The organism is Pseudomonas sp. 3B-A001-10F (assembly GCF_056313565.1).
Genome location: NZ_JBQYFW010000005.1, coordinates 245,677 through 260,612, shown reverse-complemented (window position 1 = coordinate 260,612; position 14,936 = coordinate 245,677). Strand labels below are relative to the sequence as shown.

18 protein-coding genes are annotated in these 14,936 nt (G+C 59.2%); 7 read left to right on the top strand and 11 right to left on the bottom strand.

What is annotated here, in order from left to right:
• Positions 1-138: 138 nt before the first annotated feature.
• Together AC0ZWN_RS07970 and AC0ZWN_RS07965 are read right to left on the bottom strand one after the other, a co-directional pair.
• Positions 139-660, bottom strand: coding sequence for a DUF4142 domain-containing protein (locus tag AC0ZWN_RS07970; RefSeq protein ID WP_186624531.1), 522 nt, complete (start codon positions 658-660; stop codon positions 139-141).
• A 30-nt stretch (positions 661-690) separates the two neighbouring features.
• On the bottom strand, positions 691-867 hold the full coding sequence (locus tag AC0ZWN_RS07965; RefSeq protein WP_186624532.1) for a hypothetical protein: 177 nt from the start codon (positions 865-867) through the stop codon (positions 691-693).
• On the opposite strand from AC0ZWN_RS07965, the gene AC0ZWN_RS07960 reads away from it, so the two are divergent.
• A complete protein-coding gene (locus AC0ZWN_RS07960; RefSeq protein WP_476334638.1) occupies positions 866-1,108 on the top strand; it encodes an HP1242/YdcH family protein in 243 nt (80 codons plus the stop codon). The two genes, AC0ZWN_RS07965 and AC0ZWN_RS07960, sit on opposite strands and share 2 nt — an antisense overlap.
• Positions 1,109-1,215: 107 nt before the next feature.
• A complete protein-coding gene (locus tag AC0ZWN_RS07955) occupies positions 1,216-1,380 on the top strand; it encodes a hypothetical protein (protein WP_007912545.1) in 165 nt (54 codons plus the stop codon).
• Between the two features lie 161 nt (positions 1,381-1,541).
• Here AC0ZWN_RS07955 and AC0ZWN_RS07950 read toward each other — a convergent pair whose 3' ends face one another.
• The 4 genes from AC0ZWN_RS07950 to AC0ZWN_RS07935 form a co-directional block, all read right to left on the bottom strand.
• Complete coding sequence (locus AC0ZWN_RS07950; RefSeq protein ID WP_476334636.1) at positions 1,542-2,618, bottom strand: SMP-30/gluconolactonase/LRE family protein; 1,077 nt, start codon at positions 2,616-2,618, stop codon at positions 1,542-1,544.
• Entirely contained in the window at positions 2,615-3,760 is a 1,146-nt protein-coding gene (locus AC0ZWN_RS07945; RefSeq protein ID WP_093430849.1) for a sterol desaturase/SRPBCC family protein, read from the bottom strand. Before AC0ZWN_RS07945 ends, AC0ZWN_RS07950 begins: the two co-directional genes overlap by 4 nt.
• A gap of 110 nt (positions 3,761-3,870) precedes the next feature.
• Entirely contained in the window at positions 3,871-4,734 is an 864-nt protein-coding gene (locus tag AC0ZWN_RS07940; RefSeq protein WP_007912548.1) for a LysR family transcriptional regulator, read from the bottom strand.
• Between the two features lie 252 nt (positions 4,735-4,986).
• Complete coding sequence (locus tag AC0ZWN_RS07935; protein WP_476334634.1) at positions 4,987-6,705, bottom strand: hydrogenase maturation protein; 1,719 nt, start codon at positions 6,703-6,705, stop codon at positions 4,987-4,989.
• 556 nt (positions 6,706-7,261) lie between these two features.
• Between AC0ZWN_RS07935 and AC0ZWN_RS07930 the strand changes: the two genes are divergently transcribed.
• Genes AC0ZWN_RS07930 through AC0ZWN_RS07920 form a run of 3 tightly spaced genes read left to right on the top strand, consistent with a single transcriptional unit; the run spans position 7,262 to position 8,379 of the window.
• Positions 7,262-7,738, top strand: a complete 477-nt coding sequence (locus tag AC0ZWN_RS07930) for an MbcA/ParS/Xre antitoxin family protein (RefSeq protein WP_175559577.1) — start codon at positions 7,262-7,264, stop codon at positions 7,736-7,738.
• Entirely contained in the window at positions 7,735-8,238 is a 504-nt protein-coding gene (locus tag AC0ZWN_RS07925) for an RES family NAD+ phosphorylase (RefSeq protein ID WP_093430855.1), read from the top strand. Before AC0ZWN_RS07930 ends, AC0ZWN_RS07925 begins: the two co-directional genes overlap by 4 nt.
• 18 nt (positions 8,239-8,256) lie before the next feature.
• Positions 8,257-8,379: a hypothetical protein gene (locus AC0ZWN_RS07920; RefSeq protein WP_476334633.1), complete on the top strand. Its 123-nt coding sequence runs from the start codon at positions 8,257-8,259 to the stop codon at positions 8,377-8,379.
• A gap of 66 nt (positions 8,380-8,445) precedes the next feature.
• On the opposite strand, the gene AC0ZWN_RS07915 is transcribed toward AC0ZWN_RS07920, so the two are convergent.
• Both AC0ZWN_RS07915 and AC0ZWN_RS07910 read right to left on the bottom strand, forming a co-directional pair.
• Positions 8,446-8,763 carry an SCP2 sterol-binding domain-containing protein gene (locus AC0ZWN_RS07915; protein ID WP_007912567.1) on the bottom strand — a complete coding sequence of 106 codons (318 nt, stop codon included), beginning with the start codon at positions 8,761-8,763 and terminating at the stop codon, positions 8,446-8,448.
• 50 nt (positions 8,764-8,813) lie between these two features.
• A complete protein-coding gene (locus tag AC0ZWN_RS07910; RefSeq protein ID WP_186624538.1) occupies positions 8,814-9,524 on the bottom strand; it encodes a histidine phosphatase family protein in 711 nt (236 codons plus the stop codon).
• A gap of 204 nt (positions 9,525-9,728) precedes the next feature.
• Here AC0ZWN_RS07910 and sohB point away from each other — a divergent pair, with 204 nt between their 5' ends.
• Entirely contained in the window at positions 9,729-10,760 is a 1,032-nt protein-coding gene (gene sohB, locus AC0ZWN_RS07905) for a protease SohB (RefSeq protein WP_093430860.1), read from the top strand.
• Positions 10,761-10,822: 62 nt separating this feature from the next.
• On the opposite strand, the gene AC0ZWN_RS07900 is transcribed toward sohB, so the two are convergent.
• Positions 10,823-11,317, bottom strand: coding sequence for a DUF934 domain-containing protein (locus AC0ZWN_RS07900; RefSeq protein WP_093430863.1), 495 nt, complete (start codon positions 11,315-11,317; stop codon positions 10,823-10,825).
• Positions 11,301-12,959: a nitrite/sulfite reductase gene (locus tag AC0ZWN_RS07895; RefSeq protein ID WP_476334632.1), complete on the bottom strand. Its 1,659-nt coding sequence runs from the start codon at positions 12,957-12,959 to the stop codon at positions 11,301-11,303. Before AC0ZWN_RS07895 ends, AC0ZWN_RS07900 begins: the two co-directional genes overlap by 17 nt.
• Before the next feature lie 525 nt (positions 12,960-13,484).
• Between AC0ZWN_RS07895 and AC0ZWN_RS07890 the strand changes: the two genes are divergently transcribed.
• Complete coding sequence (locus tag AC0ZWN_RS07890; RefSeq protein WP_476334630.1) at positions 13,485-14,558, top strand: ABC transporter substrate-binding protein; 1,074 nt, start codon at positions 13,485-13,487, stop codon at positions 14,556-14,558.
• Between the two features lie 5 nt (positions 14,559-14,563).
• Here AC0ZWN_RS07890 and AC0ZWN_RS07885 read toward each other — a convergent pair whose 3' ends face one another.
• Positions 14,564-14,782 carry a DUF2970 domain-containing protein gene (locus AC0ZWN_RS07885; protein WP_016983294.1) on the bottom strand — a complete coding sequence of 73 codons (219 nt, stop codon included), beginning with the start codon at positions 14,780-14,782 and terminating at the stop codon, positions 14,564-14,566.
• Positions 14,783-14,936: the final 154 nt, after the last annotated feature.

The window sequence follows — 14,936 nt, the reverse complement described above, 5'->3', positions numbered from 1 at the left end:
CATTATTACAATCGGATCAGGCTGCACAGTCACAACGGATATCGGACTCCGGTAGCAATGGAAGCCTTGGCAGCATGAGAAATGACCTAAACCCTATAACCGTGTCCAGTATCGTTTGACCAGATCAGGGTAAAGCTTTTACTTACTAGGATGTTTGGCCTGCAGCTCTTTCGCCGCTGCCAGATGTTTCTCCAGCGCCGGCAACATTTTCTGCGCAAATGCCTTCAGTTCAGGGGCGCCTTTGACCTTGTCATCCGTCACGGTATTGGCTTGTTTCTTGAACAGCTCGATGGTCTCTTCATGAGCCTTCACCTGATTATTGGCGTAAGCGGCGTCGAATGACTCATCGCGCATATCGAGGATCTTTTCCTTGGCCTGTTTGACCAGCGTCGTTTCGTCCGGCACTTCGATGTCATTGGCCTTGGCAATAGTCGCCAGCTCATCGTTGGCCTTGCCGTGATCGGTGATCATCATGTTGGCGAATGCTTTGATGTCAGCCGATTGGCTTTTTTCCAAAGCGAGGCGGCTGGTTTCGATTTCGGCAATACCACCGGCCGCGGCGTTATCGACGAAGTCATTGTCAGTCGCAGCGAAAGCGCTGCCCATGCCGCTGCTCAACGCGACAGCCAGAACCAGATGACGCAGGTTGAATCCGTCCATTGGTGTATCTCCACGCAGTTTTTGTTGGTGTTAACCAATGGAGGGAATACGGCGAGCAAAGGTTTGATCGCATTTGCGACAGGGCGACGAACGGGCACCGCTGGTCTGACAGGTGGTCGACAGAACCGTGCAACCGAGGCCATTCTGATAACTGGCCAGCGCAATCGGTCGCGTTGGCCAGCCGATCAACTGACGGAGGTGTTCCATGCCGGTTCCCCATGACCTGTTTCAGGACTTGAGTTGCACGAAGGAAGAGATCCAGCAAAAACGCACCCAGGATCCACGACTGGATTCATTGATCAACAAATACTCCCTAGCCGACGCAGAGGTGGTCAAAGCCGAAACGGCCACCTCAGATGCTCCCACCGACGACGCATTGAAAAAGCTCAAAGAGAGGCGCCTGAAGGTCAAAGACGAAATCGTCAGCCATTTGCAGGCGCCGTCCTGATTCGCCATTGACCCGCCGACCTGCGGTTGCGGATCGACGGGAACGACAGCCACGACCGGCACCTCGAATGTACAGAGTCTTCCATCCGACTCATTGCGAGGTGCCTTATGAACGATCCCAAATTCCCCAGTGAAGAGCAGGGCGCATTCGACCCGGTTCCCACGCATCCCGAACCGAACAGCCCGGCGCATACCACGGCCAATCCCGAAGAGCCGGATGAGGATCTGCCCGAAGACGAAGATCCGGACAAGTTCGACAAGTCCAGCAACTGACAGACCGTCTTCGTCGGAACGCCGCCCGGAGCAGGCTCGCTACCACAGTGGATTGCGTTGAGCCCAAATGCTGTGGTCAGCAAATAACCCTGTGGGAGCGAGCCTGCTCCGGGCGGCGTTCCGACGATGGCGTCAGCGCATTCACCACAAAGTTGCCAGATTCACTTCAGGGCCACATCCAACGGCATCCGCGCCATATGCGTCGCCTTCAACGAGCCAAAATATAACCACGGCCCATACTCACGCACCGTGGTAATCGGCGAGTAATTGCCACTGCTGGCATCCTGCAAATTGGCAATCACCTTGCCCTCCAGATCCAGCCCCAGGACAAACCCGCGCTTCTCCACCGGTTTCGGCAACAGCGTCAACGCCCGCACGATCATCTTGCGCACGAATGGATGCCCTGCGGTGGTGTCTAGCAGCTTGTTGCGCGGCGCATACAACGCCACCCAGAACCGATTACTGCCATTGAACGCCAGGTTGTCCGGCAGCCCCGGCAAGTTATCGATAAACAGGTCGTGAGTGCCGGCTTTCGGCCCGGTCAGCCAATAGCGGCTGATGCGATAGGCACCGGTTTCGTTGACCAGCACATAGGCGTCATCCGGGCCGAGGGTCACGCCGTTGGCGAACTCCAGCTTGTCTAGCAGGACACTGGTTTTGCCGCTCTGGAAGTCATAGCGCAGCAGGCGTCCATCGCCGCCGTGCTCGATGATTGCTTCGCCGTCATGGCCGTAGCCCCAGCGGCTGGAGGCATCGCTGAAATAGGCGTAGTGCCCGGACTTGTCGATGGCGACGTCATCAGTAAAACCGAAGGCCAGACCATTGGCCTCGGTGGTCAATGGAATCAACTGACCCTGCGCATCAAGAGACAGCAAACCCTTGACCGCGTCGGCAATCACCAGCATGCCGTTTGGATGCCGGGCCAGGCCCAGCGGGCGGCCACCGGTGTCGGCGAGTACTTTGCGTTGCTGGCCGTCGAGGCTGGTGCGGATCAGTCGGCCGTCGTGCAGCCCGGTGATCAGGAAGTCACTTTCCAGCAGCAAGGCTTCCGGCCCTTCGATGTCGCTCGGCCCGACCTGCGCTGCGCCTTTGAGTTTCTGGTTCTCGGCGTAGAGACCTTCTGTCAGCGATGGCGCTGGCGGCGGCGTCCAGGCCACGGGTTCGACCTTGGTGGGCATCAACAATAAAAAGCCGATGACGATGAGGACCAGCAACAACAGCAGATGTCTCAGCTTCACGCGCTGGCCCTCGCCGAGGCCAGGTAGCGGGCGGCCATGTCGCGTAGCGCCAGCATCGATGCGGCGGATTCGCGCTCGATGCGCCGTTTGAGCAGCAAGCGATTGGCGATGCGCATGCCCAGTCCGTCGAAGCGATAATCCAGCGTGCGCACAAACCGTGTGCCGCTGCCCTCGGGGCTGCATTCATAGGTCAGCAGCAGCGACAAACCATGATCGCCCTGCGCCCGCGCGCACCAGCGCCGGCCGGGCAGGTATTCGGTGACTTCCCAGCGCAAATGGCCCGCGCGCCCGCCGGCATGAATGTCCTCTTCGAAGCGCGCGCCGGCATGCAACGGGCCTTGCGCACCGTCGATTTTCAGCGACGAGGGGTGCCACTCCGGCCAGCGACTGACACTGGCGGCATAGGCCAGCACGGCGATGGGTTCACCAGCGATATCGATCGGGTGTTGCAGGCGGGTCATGGGCATTTTCGAATCGCTCAAAAGGGTGATTTCCGGCTCCCGGTAAAGGGTGCCGAACAGGTAGTCCATCAGCGGCAAAACGATGTTGAAATTGCGCTCCTGCATGCGCTCGCGGCGGTGATGCAGCTCGTGCAAGTGGCGCATCTGGCGGATCCACGGCAGGCGGGTCAGCGGGTTGTGCGGCGGCAGGTGTTCGCAGGCGTGGAATATCTCGTAAGTCAGATAACCGAGGACCATGCAGCCGCCAAACAACCCGGCCACGTTGGCGTCTACCTGTGCGAGCAGCCACCACAACGGTAGGGTGATCAGCAGTGTGTGCAGCACGATCAGCCACGCGGGGAACAGAATCACTCGCCAGTCGCGGGCGCTGTCGTAGGTCATGTGGCCGGGGGTGAAGAAACTGTGATGATCGCCGGCATGCCGGGCGTAGAACATTTTCGCGAAGGTCTTTTTGTGGTGGCCGAGATGACGATGGACCATGTACACGGCGAAATTGAAAAACAGCAGGGTCAACGGCACCGTCAGCCATTCCAGCAGGCTGACCTGCTGCACGCTGCTCCAGAAACCACCAATGGCCAACACACCGAACAGCAGCACGAAGGCGCCGTGCAGCCACGGGTTGTACAGCGGATGAATGGCCGCACGATAGCGGCTGCGAAATGCCTCGGTGGTCTGCCTCACTGCATCACCTGCGGGATTGTTGTTATACCCGGCAGATTAGCCGATCCGGCCGTATGTGCAGGCCGGACCTCCATGGCACATGCGCCATGATCGGCTGTGAAGCCGCCGCTTCAGCTCAGCGGGTTCCAGCGTTGCGACCAGTCATCATCGGTGCGGATCACTTCGCGCAGCAGATGGAAGGCTTGCTGCAGCGTCGCCGAATCGCGATCACGTGAGTACACGAGGTAAGTCGGATAGCCGAACTCCGGGGCTTTGGTCACCGCTTCCAGGGCGCCGCTTTCCAGGTAAGTACGCACGACTCGGGTACGGAAATAGCCGCTGCCGCCGTGTTCGAGAATGTACTGCAGGGCCAGCGGGCCGAGGTTGAAACTCAGCGCGGCTTTGGCTTTTTCCGGCAGGGCCGCGTCATGCTGGCGGCGGAAGTCCGGGCCCCAGTCGATGTAGACGTAGGGATCGGGACGATCGGGGGCTCGCACCAGGATCAGTTTTTCTTCCAGCACTTGCTCGACCTGCAAGCCTGGCCAGTATTCCGGCTGGTAGACCAGTGCGGCGTCGAGCACACCGAGTTCGAGTTGGCGCAGGAGGTTTTCGCCGTCGCGGATTTCCATGCGCAGGGCATGCCCGGGAATCTTTTCACGCAACTCCGCCGCCCAACTGAGCATCAACGGGTTGCACAGACTGACTTCGCCGCCGATGTGCAGCACGTTGTGATAGCCCTCGGGCAGCGGCAGGTCGCGGCGCGCGGCTTCCCAGGTTTGCACCAGTTGATTGGCGTAAACCACAAAAGCCTCGCCATTGGGCGTCAGTTTCGCCCCGGCGCGGTTACGCACGAACAGCGTGCTGCCCAGCTGACTTTCGAGTTTCTGCACGCGAGCGGTGATCGCCGTTTGCGTGACGAACAGCTTCTGCGCCGCCGCGGCGAGGCTGCCGTGGCGGACGATTTCCAGAAAGGTGCGAGCGAGATCGATGTCCATGGGCGGGCCGGTGTTTGAGGTGGCGGGCATTGTAAAGGCAAAAGCCCCTCATCGGATCGCCGCCCGCCTAACCCTCTCCCGGAGGGAGAGGGGACTGATTGGGGGATATTGAAAAATGCACCGACTTGAACGATCAGCGTTGAATCCATAATCGGCCCGATTTTTCAGGTCGATGCAGCTTGCCAGACACCTCGGTCGGTTCCCTCTCCCTTGGGAGAGGGCTAGGGTGAGGGGAAAGCAGTCACCGCGAAATCAACTGGCCAACTCAACCGAACGCACCCGCGCCCACTCTTCAATCAACCGCGCCGGCGTGCCACACACCTTGCGCTTGAAGACAAAATTTCGGCACTTCTCGGCAAACTGATTACGGTTGTAGAGCATGTCTTCCTGCATCTCCTGCAGCTCGGTTTCGCGGCATTGCTGGATCAATACCTGATCAACCCGCACCTTGCGCTCGCGTACCGCCGCGTAAGTCGGATCGCTCACCACGCTGTTGGCCCGTTGCAGCAACCACAGGGCAAACTCGTCCGGGCAGCGCGGGCCGATGTCCTGAACCATGCCCAGTTGCCACGCCTGTACCGCGCTTACCGGCAGGCAAGCCTGGGTCAATTGCTCGGCCATTGCCGGGCCGACGGCGCGGGGCAGGCTGTAGGTCCAGTATTCGGAGCCGTACAAGCCCATGCTCTTGTAATGCGGATTGAGCACGATATCGGCGCGGGCAAAGACGATGTCGGCCGCCAGTGCGAGCATCACGCCACCGGCGCCGGCGTTGCCAGTAACGCCACTGACCACCAGTTGCCGGGCCGTCAGCAGTTCTGTGCAGACATCGTCGATTGCCTGAATATTCGCCCAGGCTTCGGCGCCAGGATCCTGCGCGGCCTGAATCACGTTCAAATGCACGCCGTTGGAAAAACTGCCGCGCCCACCCTTGATCAACAACACCTGGGTATCACGGGATTTGGCCCAGCGCAGTGCGGCGACCATGCGCTGGCACTGCTCGGTGCTCATGGCGCCGTTGTAGAACTCAAAGGTCAGCTCACCGACGATGCCGGATTCCCGGTAGCGGATCGGTTGATAGGCTTCGTCACTGAACGGCTGCGTGGCGATCGACCAGTCCAGCACAGGCACCTCGGCCAGTTGCCCGGCCAGCACGTGCCGCGCCGGTTGCTTGAAGGTCTCTTCGCCAGATTGCGGTTTGCGCCGTAGCGCGCCGATCCACAGGCTTTGATCACCGGCGGCGACCAGCACCGCATCGTCATGCACCGCGAGAATCTCGCCGGGCATGCCGCTACGCGAATCCAGGTGCGCGTCGTACACGTAATACTGACCGCCGGCGAGGCTCGCCAACACCCCGGGCTGGCCGTCGGCAGCATCGATGCAGCGTTTGATGAAGCGTGCGCAATCGTGCCAGCTGAAGCTGCGGTCGACCTGTTTCATGTTCGGCTGCAAGCGTCCGCGTACTTTCGTATCGGCATAGTCGAGGGCAACCGGTTCAAACCCTTCGATGAATTTCTCCACCACTTCGCGAATACAACGAATCGCCGCATCACTGACCCGGCCGTTGTACAGCTCGGATTTGCGCAGGCCCGCCGGCAGGTTGAATTCGCAGGTGGCCCACACCGGGCCGGCGTCCATTTCCTCAACTGCCTGCAACGCGGTGACGCCCCAGCTTGGCAGTTCATTGGTAATCGCCCAGTCGAGGGCACTGGCGCCCCGATCGCCGACGATACCCGGATGGATGATCACCACCGGCCGTTCGGTGTTGCTCCACAGCGCCTGCGGCACGCGGTCCTTGAGGAACGGGCAGATCACCAGATCCGCGCCGCTGTGTTCGATCTGTTCGCACACGGCCTGTTCATCGGTAAACAGCACAACGCTGGGTGAGTGCCCGGCCTCGCGCAGTTCCAGCCAGGCGCGTTGAGTCAGGCCGTTGAACGCTGACGACAGCAGAATGATGTTGAGTGATCGCATGATTGCTCTTCCTTGAGTGGATTCGGCCGTGGGCTCTCGCTGAGCCGTCCCTGGCCTTCGATTGAGCCGCGAGATTAATCAGTGACCACCCACGCGCCAGTGATCGAGGTCAACGTTCTGTCAGCCAATGTTTCTGCGGCGACCAAGCGCCTTATGTTCAGTGGTTTGAATGTGGTGATTTTTTATTGCTTAAAGTGTCGCCGAGGCTGCTGCACAGTCGCGCCTGGCTTAGAGCCAGACGGGCGGCAGTGGTGGCTGGATGTGAGTGATCACTGCGGCGGCTGATGGCAGGATTTTTTGTGTTTACGTCCTACGGAAAATGCAGGGTTTTGCGGCAAGCAGGGGATATTTCCGACGACCTTTTCAGGTTGGTCGTCGGAAGCGCGATCTATAGCATCGGTCCTGACATTGAAGTCGCTGAGCGGCTTGAACGCTCAGGCTCCCAGATCAAGGATCAATTATGCGTACCCCACACATTGAGCATGAAACCTCTGTTTATTCCCTGCGCAATTTCTGGATCGACGATCGCGCCAGATGCCCCATGGAGGATATCGCGATGCCCACACCCAAAGCGCCCCGGCTGACGGGGCTGAAGAAGGTCGCGGGCAAGCCTGTCGATCTGCTCGTGAACGGCCAGAACATCGGTGACGATGCCCTGCTGATCATCCGCCTTACCGACGAGGGCTTTGAGCTGAGCGATGTCGTCAACATGCTTTCAACTTGCGAGTTGTATCTGCGCGAAGACATGGTCAAACGTATCACCGGCAAGTCTGTAAGAACCGTGCGCCGGCTCATGAAGGAAGGCAAACCGGTACGGCTTGACCCGCAACAGAGTGTCGTCGCCTACCAATATGCGCTGGTGCTGGAGATGGCCACTCGGGCATTCGCCGGGCAATCGCGGGCGGAGGTATGGATGCAGAAACCCAGCCCTTATCTGAGCGGCCGCGTGCCATTGGAATTTATCCGACATCCACTGGGTTTCCAGATGGTGGAACAATATCTGTGGCAGATCATGTCCGGGGTTTACCCATGAATCCCTTGCCTTGGGACGAGCACTGGTATGCCTGGCGGCTGGATCCCGAGGTTTACGGGACTACGTGGGACAGCGGGATAGGCTCAGAACTGAATGGAGGTCGATGGAATGTGCCTGGCCGGCGAGTCGTTTATGCATCAGTCGATCCGTCTTCGGCCATTCTGGAGGTGGCAGCCAATAACAGTTTTGATGCACTCGACAGTGAGCCGTACGTGCTGACGTGCTTTGAAGTCATCAGCGATGCCAAGGTCAGAATCGTGCAGCCGGAAGAGGTGCCGAATCCGTACTGGTTAAGCCCCGCCCGACCTTCACCCAATCAGCAGTTGTTTGCCGAGGCGCTGCTGGCCGAACATCCGTTTGTGCTGATCCCCTCGGCGGCGACTCGGTATTCCTGGAATCTGCTGGTGAGCTGCGAGCTGGCAGAGGGGCAGTTCAAGATGGTCTCTCAAGAAAGGTTTGGCCTCGATACCCGGTTGTTGAAGGACATGGCATTGGCCTGACAAGCAAAGATGCTGTTCATGACTCAGTTTTTACCCGTCAAATTACCTTTGAGCCTGGCCTTGCGGCTGGCCATCAACACGCTGCCGGCCATTGTCGCCGACGGCATGGCAACAGAATGTGAGAGCGGGAATGCGCAGTAAATTTGAGCGCGCGAATGAAAAAATCCCGCCATGAAGGCGGGATTCTTATGCCGCTGAAAGTCGCTATTACGACGGGAACAGCTCGGACAGTTTCATCGACAGCATCATGTCGCCTTCAACGCGCAGCTTGCCGCCCATGAAAGCCTGCATGCCGTCGGTTTCGCCGCTGACGATACCTTTAAGGGTTTCGCTATCCAGTACCAGCGTGCAGTTGGCGTCCGGGTTCTCGCCTTCCTGGATATCGCAGGTGCCGTCTTTGACGATCAGCGAGTACTGCTTGTCTTCGTCAGTGATGTTGAAACCGAAAACCAGATCCAGACCGGCAGCAGCGGCTGGGTTGAACTTGGCTTGCATTGCTTTTACGGCATCGGCTACGGAGGTCATGGTTCGATCCTTATGAGGTTGATTACAGCAAGGTTCACAGTTAACCGGACTCAACGGAAAGTGATGAGTTCCGGTGCCTTCAACAGCTGCAGGTGTGCATGACTGTTAAAGGAAGCCAAAGCCACCTCGCGACCGCGGAACTTCAACTGGTTGAGCGAGGTGTTGACGATTTGCCAGTTCAATTCAAAGGCCTGTCTGGCAGGCATTTGCGTAATGAGGTGGAGCAGGGCGGTGATGGTGCCGCCGGAGGTGAACACGGCGATTTTCTGTTTGTCGCCAGCCTGTTCAAGAATTCGCTGCAGTCCGGCCTGAACCCGTTCGACGAAACCCAGCCAGCTTTCCAGCCCCGGCGTGTCAAAAGTGCCGGCCAGCCAGCGCTCGATGATCAAGGCGAAAATCCGTTGGAATTCGCCACGGTTCTGTGCGGCGTTGCGCAGGATGTCGAGGGCTTCCGGCTCGTCCGCGAGCATGTCCGGGAGCAGCGCGCGAATGACCGCGTCGGCATCGAATTCGTTGAACGCAGAATCGGTTTCCAGGGTCGGCACCGGCAGGCCTTTGGCGGCGTATTGCGCCAGCGCGCTGGTGGCCGTGTGCTGTTGGCGACGCAGGTCACCGGCGAGGCAGCGATCGAAGCTGATGCCCAGTTCAGCGAGGTGCTGACCGAGGATTTCTGCCTGACGCACACCGGTCGGCGACAGGACGTCATAGTCGTCTGCACCAAAGGAGGCCTGGCCATGTCGTATCAAGTAGATGCTGCCCACGTCCGCGTCATCCCGGTACGTTGAAGGTTGTGGCGAGGTTATGAGGATGACGGGTAGCTGTCAATGAAAAAACATACGCTTGTTTGAAATGCCCGTTACAGGGGTGTTGCCAGAGGTTTCACGGCTGGCCGACAAGCCGACGCATGGGTATGCTGGAGCCATCCCGCGTGTGTCTCACATCCGCGCATCGTTTAAGGAGTCTTTGTGGAGTTTTTCACCGAATACGCCAGCTTCCTGGCCAAGACCGTCACCCTGGTAGTCGCCATTCTGGTGGTGCTTGCCAGTTTTGCCGCATTGCGCAGCAAGGGCCGGCGCAAATCGGCCGGTCAGTTGCAGGTCAGCAAACTCAATGATTTCTACAAGGGCCTGCGTGAGCGCCTGGAGCAGACGTTGCTCGACAAGGATCAGCTCAAGGCTTTGCGCAAAGGCGAAGCCAAGTCCGAAAAAAGCGCGAAAAAGCAGAAGAAACAACCTGACGCCAAATCCCGCGTATTCGTCCTCGATTTCGACGGCGACATCAAAGCTTCCGCCACCGAAAGCCTGCGCCATGAAATCACCGCACTGCTGACGCTCGCCACGCCAAAGGACGAAGTGGTCCTGCGTCTGGAAAGCGGTGGCGGCATGGTTCACAGCTACGGTCTGGCATCCTCGCAACTGGCGCGGATCCGTGAAGCCGGCGTGCCGTTGACGGTGTGCATCGACAAGGTCGCGGCCAGCGGCGGCTACATGATGGCGTGCATCGGCGAGAAGATCATCAGCGCGCCGTTCGCGATTCTTGGTTCGATCGGCGTGGTTGCACAGTTGCCCAACGTCAACCGCTTGCTGAAGAAGCACGACATCGACTTTGAAGTACTGACCGCCGGCGAGTACAAACGCACCCTGACCGTGTTTGGCGAAAACACCGAGAAGGGCCGGGAGAAGTTTCAGGAAGACCTGGACATCACCCATCAACTGTTCAAGAACTTCGTGGCCCGCTATCGCCCGCAACTGGCGATTGACGATGTGGCCACCGGTGAAGTCTGGCTCGGCGTCGCGGCGCTGGATAAACAACTGGTCGATGAACTAAAGACCAGTGATGAATACCTGGCCGACCGGGCGAAAAAAGCCGAGGTCTACCACCTGCACTACGCCGAGCGCAAAAGCCTGCAGGAACGTATTGGCATGGCCGCCAGCGGCTCGGTCGACCGCGTACTGCTGAGCTGGTGGAGTCGTCTGACCCAGCAGCGCTTCTGGTAATTCGAGCAGGCATAAAAAAACGCCGGTCACATGACCGGCGTTTTTTTGTCCGCAGCAAACCTTCAGCGGCGACGGAACAGCGGCAGCGGTTCGTCGGTGGCGGCCTGATAGGTCACCGAAAAGTCCTTGAGACCTTCCAAAGCTTCGTACGGGTCTTTGTCCGCACGCACGGCAAAGGCGTCGAAACCACAGCGGTGCATGTAGAACAGCTGATCGCGCAGCACGTCACCAATCGCCCGCAGTTCACCTTTGAAACCGTAACGGTCGCGCAGCAGGCGGGCGTTGGAGTAGTTGCGGCCGTCAGTGAACGCCGGGAAGTTCAGGGCAATCACCTGGAACTCGGCGACGTCTTCACCGATTTCCTCGGCTTCTTCGTCGGCGTCCAGCCAGACACCCAGGCCACCGTCGCGAGCCTTGAGCATGCGACTGTGTTCACGCCACAGTTGCAGCGGCACGATCAGGTCGTCGCAGTTGCTGATCTCGTCGATGTTGAAATCCTTGGGCAGCAAGTGCCAGGTTTCGTCGACAACCGCGTTGTTCTTAATGATTCGCTGCATAGACGCGTTCCTTGAAGAGGTCGATGCCAATACGCTGGTAGGTGTCGATGAAGCGCTCGTCTTCAGTACGTTGTTCAACGTACACGTCGATCAGCTTCGAGATCACGTCAGGCATGGCTTCCTGAGCGAAGGACGGGCCGAGGATCTTGCCCAGGCTCGCATCACGGCTGGCACTGCCGCCGAGGGAAACCTGATAGAACTCTTCGCCTTTCTTGTCCACCCCGAGGATGCCGATGTGGCCGACGTGGTGGTGACCACAAGCGTTCATGCAACCGGAGATGTTCAGGTCCAGTTCACCGATGTCGAACAGGTAGTCGAGGTCGTCGAAGCGACGCTGGATCGACTCGGCAATCGGGATCGACTTGGCGTTGGCCAGCGAGCAGAAATCACCGCCAGGGCAGCAGATGATGTCGGTCAGCAAGCCGATGTTAGGCGTGGCGAAACCGCCTTCACGCAGCTCACCCCACAGGGCAAACAACTGGCTTTGCTCGACGTCGGCAAGAATGATGTTCTGCTCGTGCGAGGTGCGCAGCTGACCGAAGCTGTAGCGGTCGGCCAGATCGGCGACGGCGTCGAGCTGCTTGTCGGTGATGTCGCCCGGGGCAACGCCGGTCGGCTTCAGCGACAGGGTCACGGCCACGTAGCCCGGCTTTTTGTGCGCCAGGGTGTTGCGGGTGCGCCAACGGGCGAAACCCGGATGCTCTTTGTCCAGCTCGGCCAGTTGCGCGGTCTGGCTGTCCAGCGCCTTGTAGTCCGGATCGACGAAGTGCTTGGCGACGCGATGCAGTTCAGCCTCGGTCAAAGTGGTCTGGCCACCGCGCAGGTGTTCCATTTCCGCATCGACTTTCTGTGCGAACACTTCCGGCGTGAGGGCTTTGACGAGGATCTTGATCCGCGCCTTGTATTTGTTGTCGCGACGGCCGTAGCGGTTGTACACGCGCAGGATGGCGTCGAGGTAGCTCAACAGGTCCTGCCACGGCAGGAATTCGTTGATGAACGCGCCTACCACCGGAGTACGACCGAGGCCGCCACCGACCAGCACGCGGAAGCCCAGTTCGCCAGCGGCGTTGTGCACCGGCTCAAGGCCGATGTCGTGAACTTCAATGGCCGCACGGTCAGCGGTCGAACCGTTGACGGCGATCTTGAACTTACGCGGCAGGTAGGCGAATTCCGGGTGGAACGTGGTCCACTGACGGACGATCTCGCACCATGGGCGCGGATCAATCACTTCGTCGGCAGCGACACCGGCGAACTGGTCGGTGGTGACGTTGCGCAGGCAGTTGCCGCTGGTCTGGATCGCGTGCATCTGCACGGTGGCCAGTTCAGCCAGAATATCCGGGATGTCTTCCACCGCCGGCCAGTTGAACTGCACGTTCTGCCGCGTACTGATGTGGGCGTAGCCCTTGTCGTAGTCGCGGGCAATCTTGGCCATCATGCGCACCTGACGCGAAGTCAGCTGGCCGTAAGGCACCGCCACACGCAACATCGGCGCGAAGCGCTGGATGTACAGGCCATTTTGCAGGCGCAGGGGGCGGAATTCTTCTTCGCTCAGCTCACCTGCCAGATAGCGTCGGGTCTGATCACGGAACTGCTTGACGCGGTCCTCGATGATCCGCTGATCGTACTCGTCGTATACGTACATATAAGTCCTGTTCTCAGGCTTGGGCCATTCGGAGTAGCACTGCGTTTTCGCTTGCTGGAGTCCGATTGTGCCTCTGCAATTCTGCGCGCACGGCCGCGCACTCCCTAACGGAGCCGGGGCAATATACCCGTTTGCAGTTATGCGCAAAAGTGATGTTTGAGTATATGTAAAGAACCAAATCGCCTAACGAGAATGGCTGTCAACTAACCCACATTTGTCGTGCGGACAATCATCGTCTTAACTGTGGTCGAGTCTTTCTGCAATCACCGACAAAACCGACAAGAGGCGATGCAATGAGCAATCCGACCAAGGCAAGAAAAAGCGACAGCAGTGTCGATGCGTGGGCCATTTTGTTCCTGATCATTCTCGTAGTAGGGACAGCGGTATTCTGGGTCAGTCATCAGTAAACGACCCATCCGGGCCCGCTTCCGACAGATTGTCGGACAAAAAACGGGATCAGGCATCAATAGCCGGTGGAACGAGGGCTATAATGCGCGGCCATTTTTCCTTGGGCCTGGATGCTTCATGTTCAAGTTTGTCCACATCAGTCTTCTGTTGTTCGGCGCGCTGTTTCAGACCAGCGCGCGGGCAGAGTCTGTGCTGTTTTTGAATCCGGGCTCGACGCAGGAAGCGTTCTGGGTCAGCTATTCGCAGTTCATGCAGGCGGCCGCCCATGATCTGGGCATCGATCTGCAGATTCTCTATTCCCAACGTCAGCCCGAACTGACCCTGGCTCAGGCGCGCATCGCGTTGCAGGGGCCGAATCGTCCCGAGTACCTGGTGTTCGTCAACGAACAATACGTCGCCCCGCAAATTCTGCGTCTGGCCGAGAACAGCGGCGTGAAGCTGTTTATGGTCAACGCGGCGCTGACACCTGACCAGCAAGCGCTGGTCGGTGAGCGGAACGACCGCATCGGCAGCCTGGTGCCGAACGACGAGGAGGGCGGTTACCTGATGATGAAGGAACTGATCCGCCTGCACCCGCCGACGCCCGCTGCTGAGCCGATTGAAGTGTTGGCGTTCTCCGGGTTGAAGGTCACCCCCTCGGCACAATTGCGCGAGCGCGGCATGCAGCGGGCGTTGGCCGAACACCCACAGATGCGTCTGCGCCAATTGGTCTACAGCGGCTGGACCCAAGAGCGCGCCTATGAGCAGGCCAAACAGCTGTTTGCCCGCTACCCGAAGGTGTCGCTGGTGTGGTCGGCCAATGATGAAATGGCCTTCGGCGCGATGCGCGCTTACGCCGAGAGCGGCAAAGTCCCCGGCAAAGATGCCTTGTTCAGTGCAGTCAATACCTCACCGGCGGCCTTGCAGGCGTTGGTTGACGGGCGTTTGAGCGCGCTGGTCGGCGGGCATTTCACCCTGGGCGGCTGGGCGTTGGTCGAGTTGCATGATGTTGAGCAGGGCGTCGATTTGAATCATTACGGCGGCCGTGACCGGCAAATTCCCTTGTTGCAATTGATCGACAAAGCGCACGCCCGGCAAATGCTGGCCATGGGCACGTCGCCTGACTACGGCGTGAATTTCCGCAAGCTCTCGGCCAAAGGGCAACCGGCGTCGTATCGCTACCCGTTCACCTTGCAGACCCTGATGCGCTGACCGCGTCAGACCCCGGCGAAATGCAGCACCAGTTTGACGATGGCAAACAGCGTCAGCGCAAACACCGCCGTGAACAGAATGCCCAGCATCACGAAATGGCTGGGTTTGCCATGGGTGAAGTCCCTTGCCCGGTTCTTGCCGCTCTGCACCCCGAACGCCGCCGCCATCACGCTGTGCAGCATCTGCCAGAAGGTCGGCGGTTTGTTGTCGACTGGATCGTCCATAAATCCCTCTTCGAAAGTCGTGCCTTACAAGCATAGTCAACATACGCGCATGCGCCTGAGGTGGCCGCCCAGACATATCGTTACAACTGCGTCATGGCGCGATAACTATGTACCGCAGAGGCGTTCGCCCGGGATGGTCTGCTGACGCTCCATT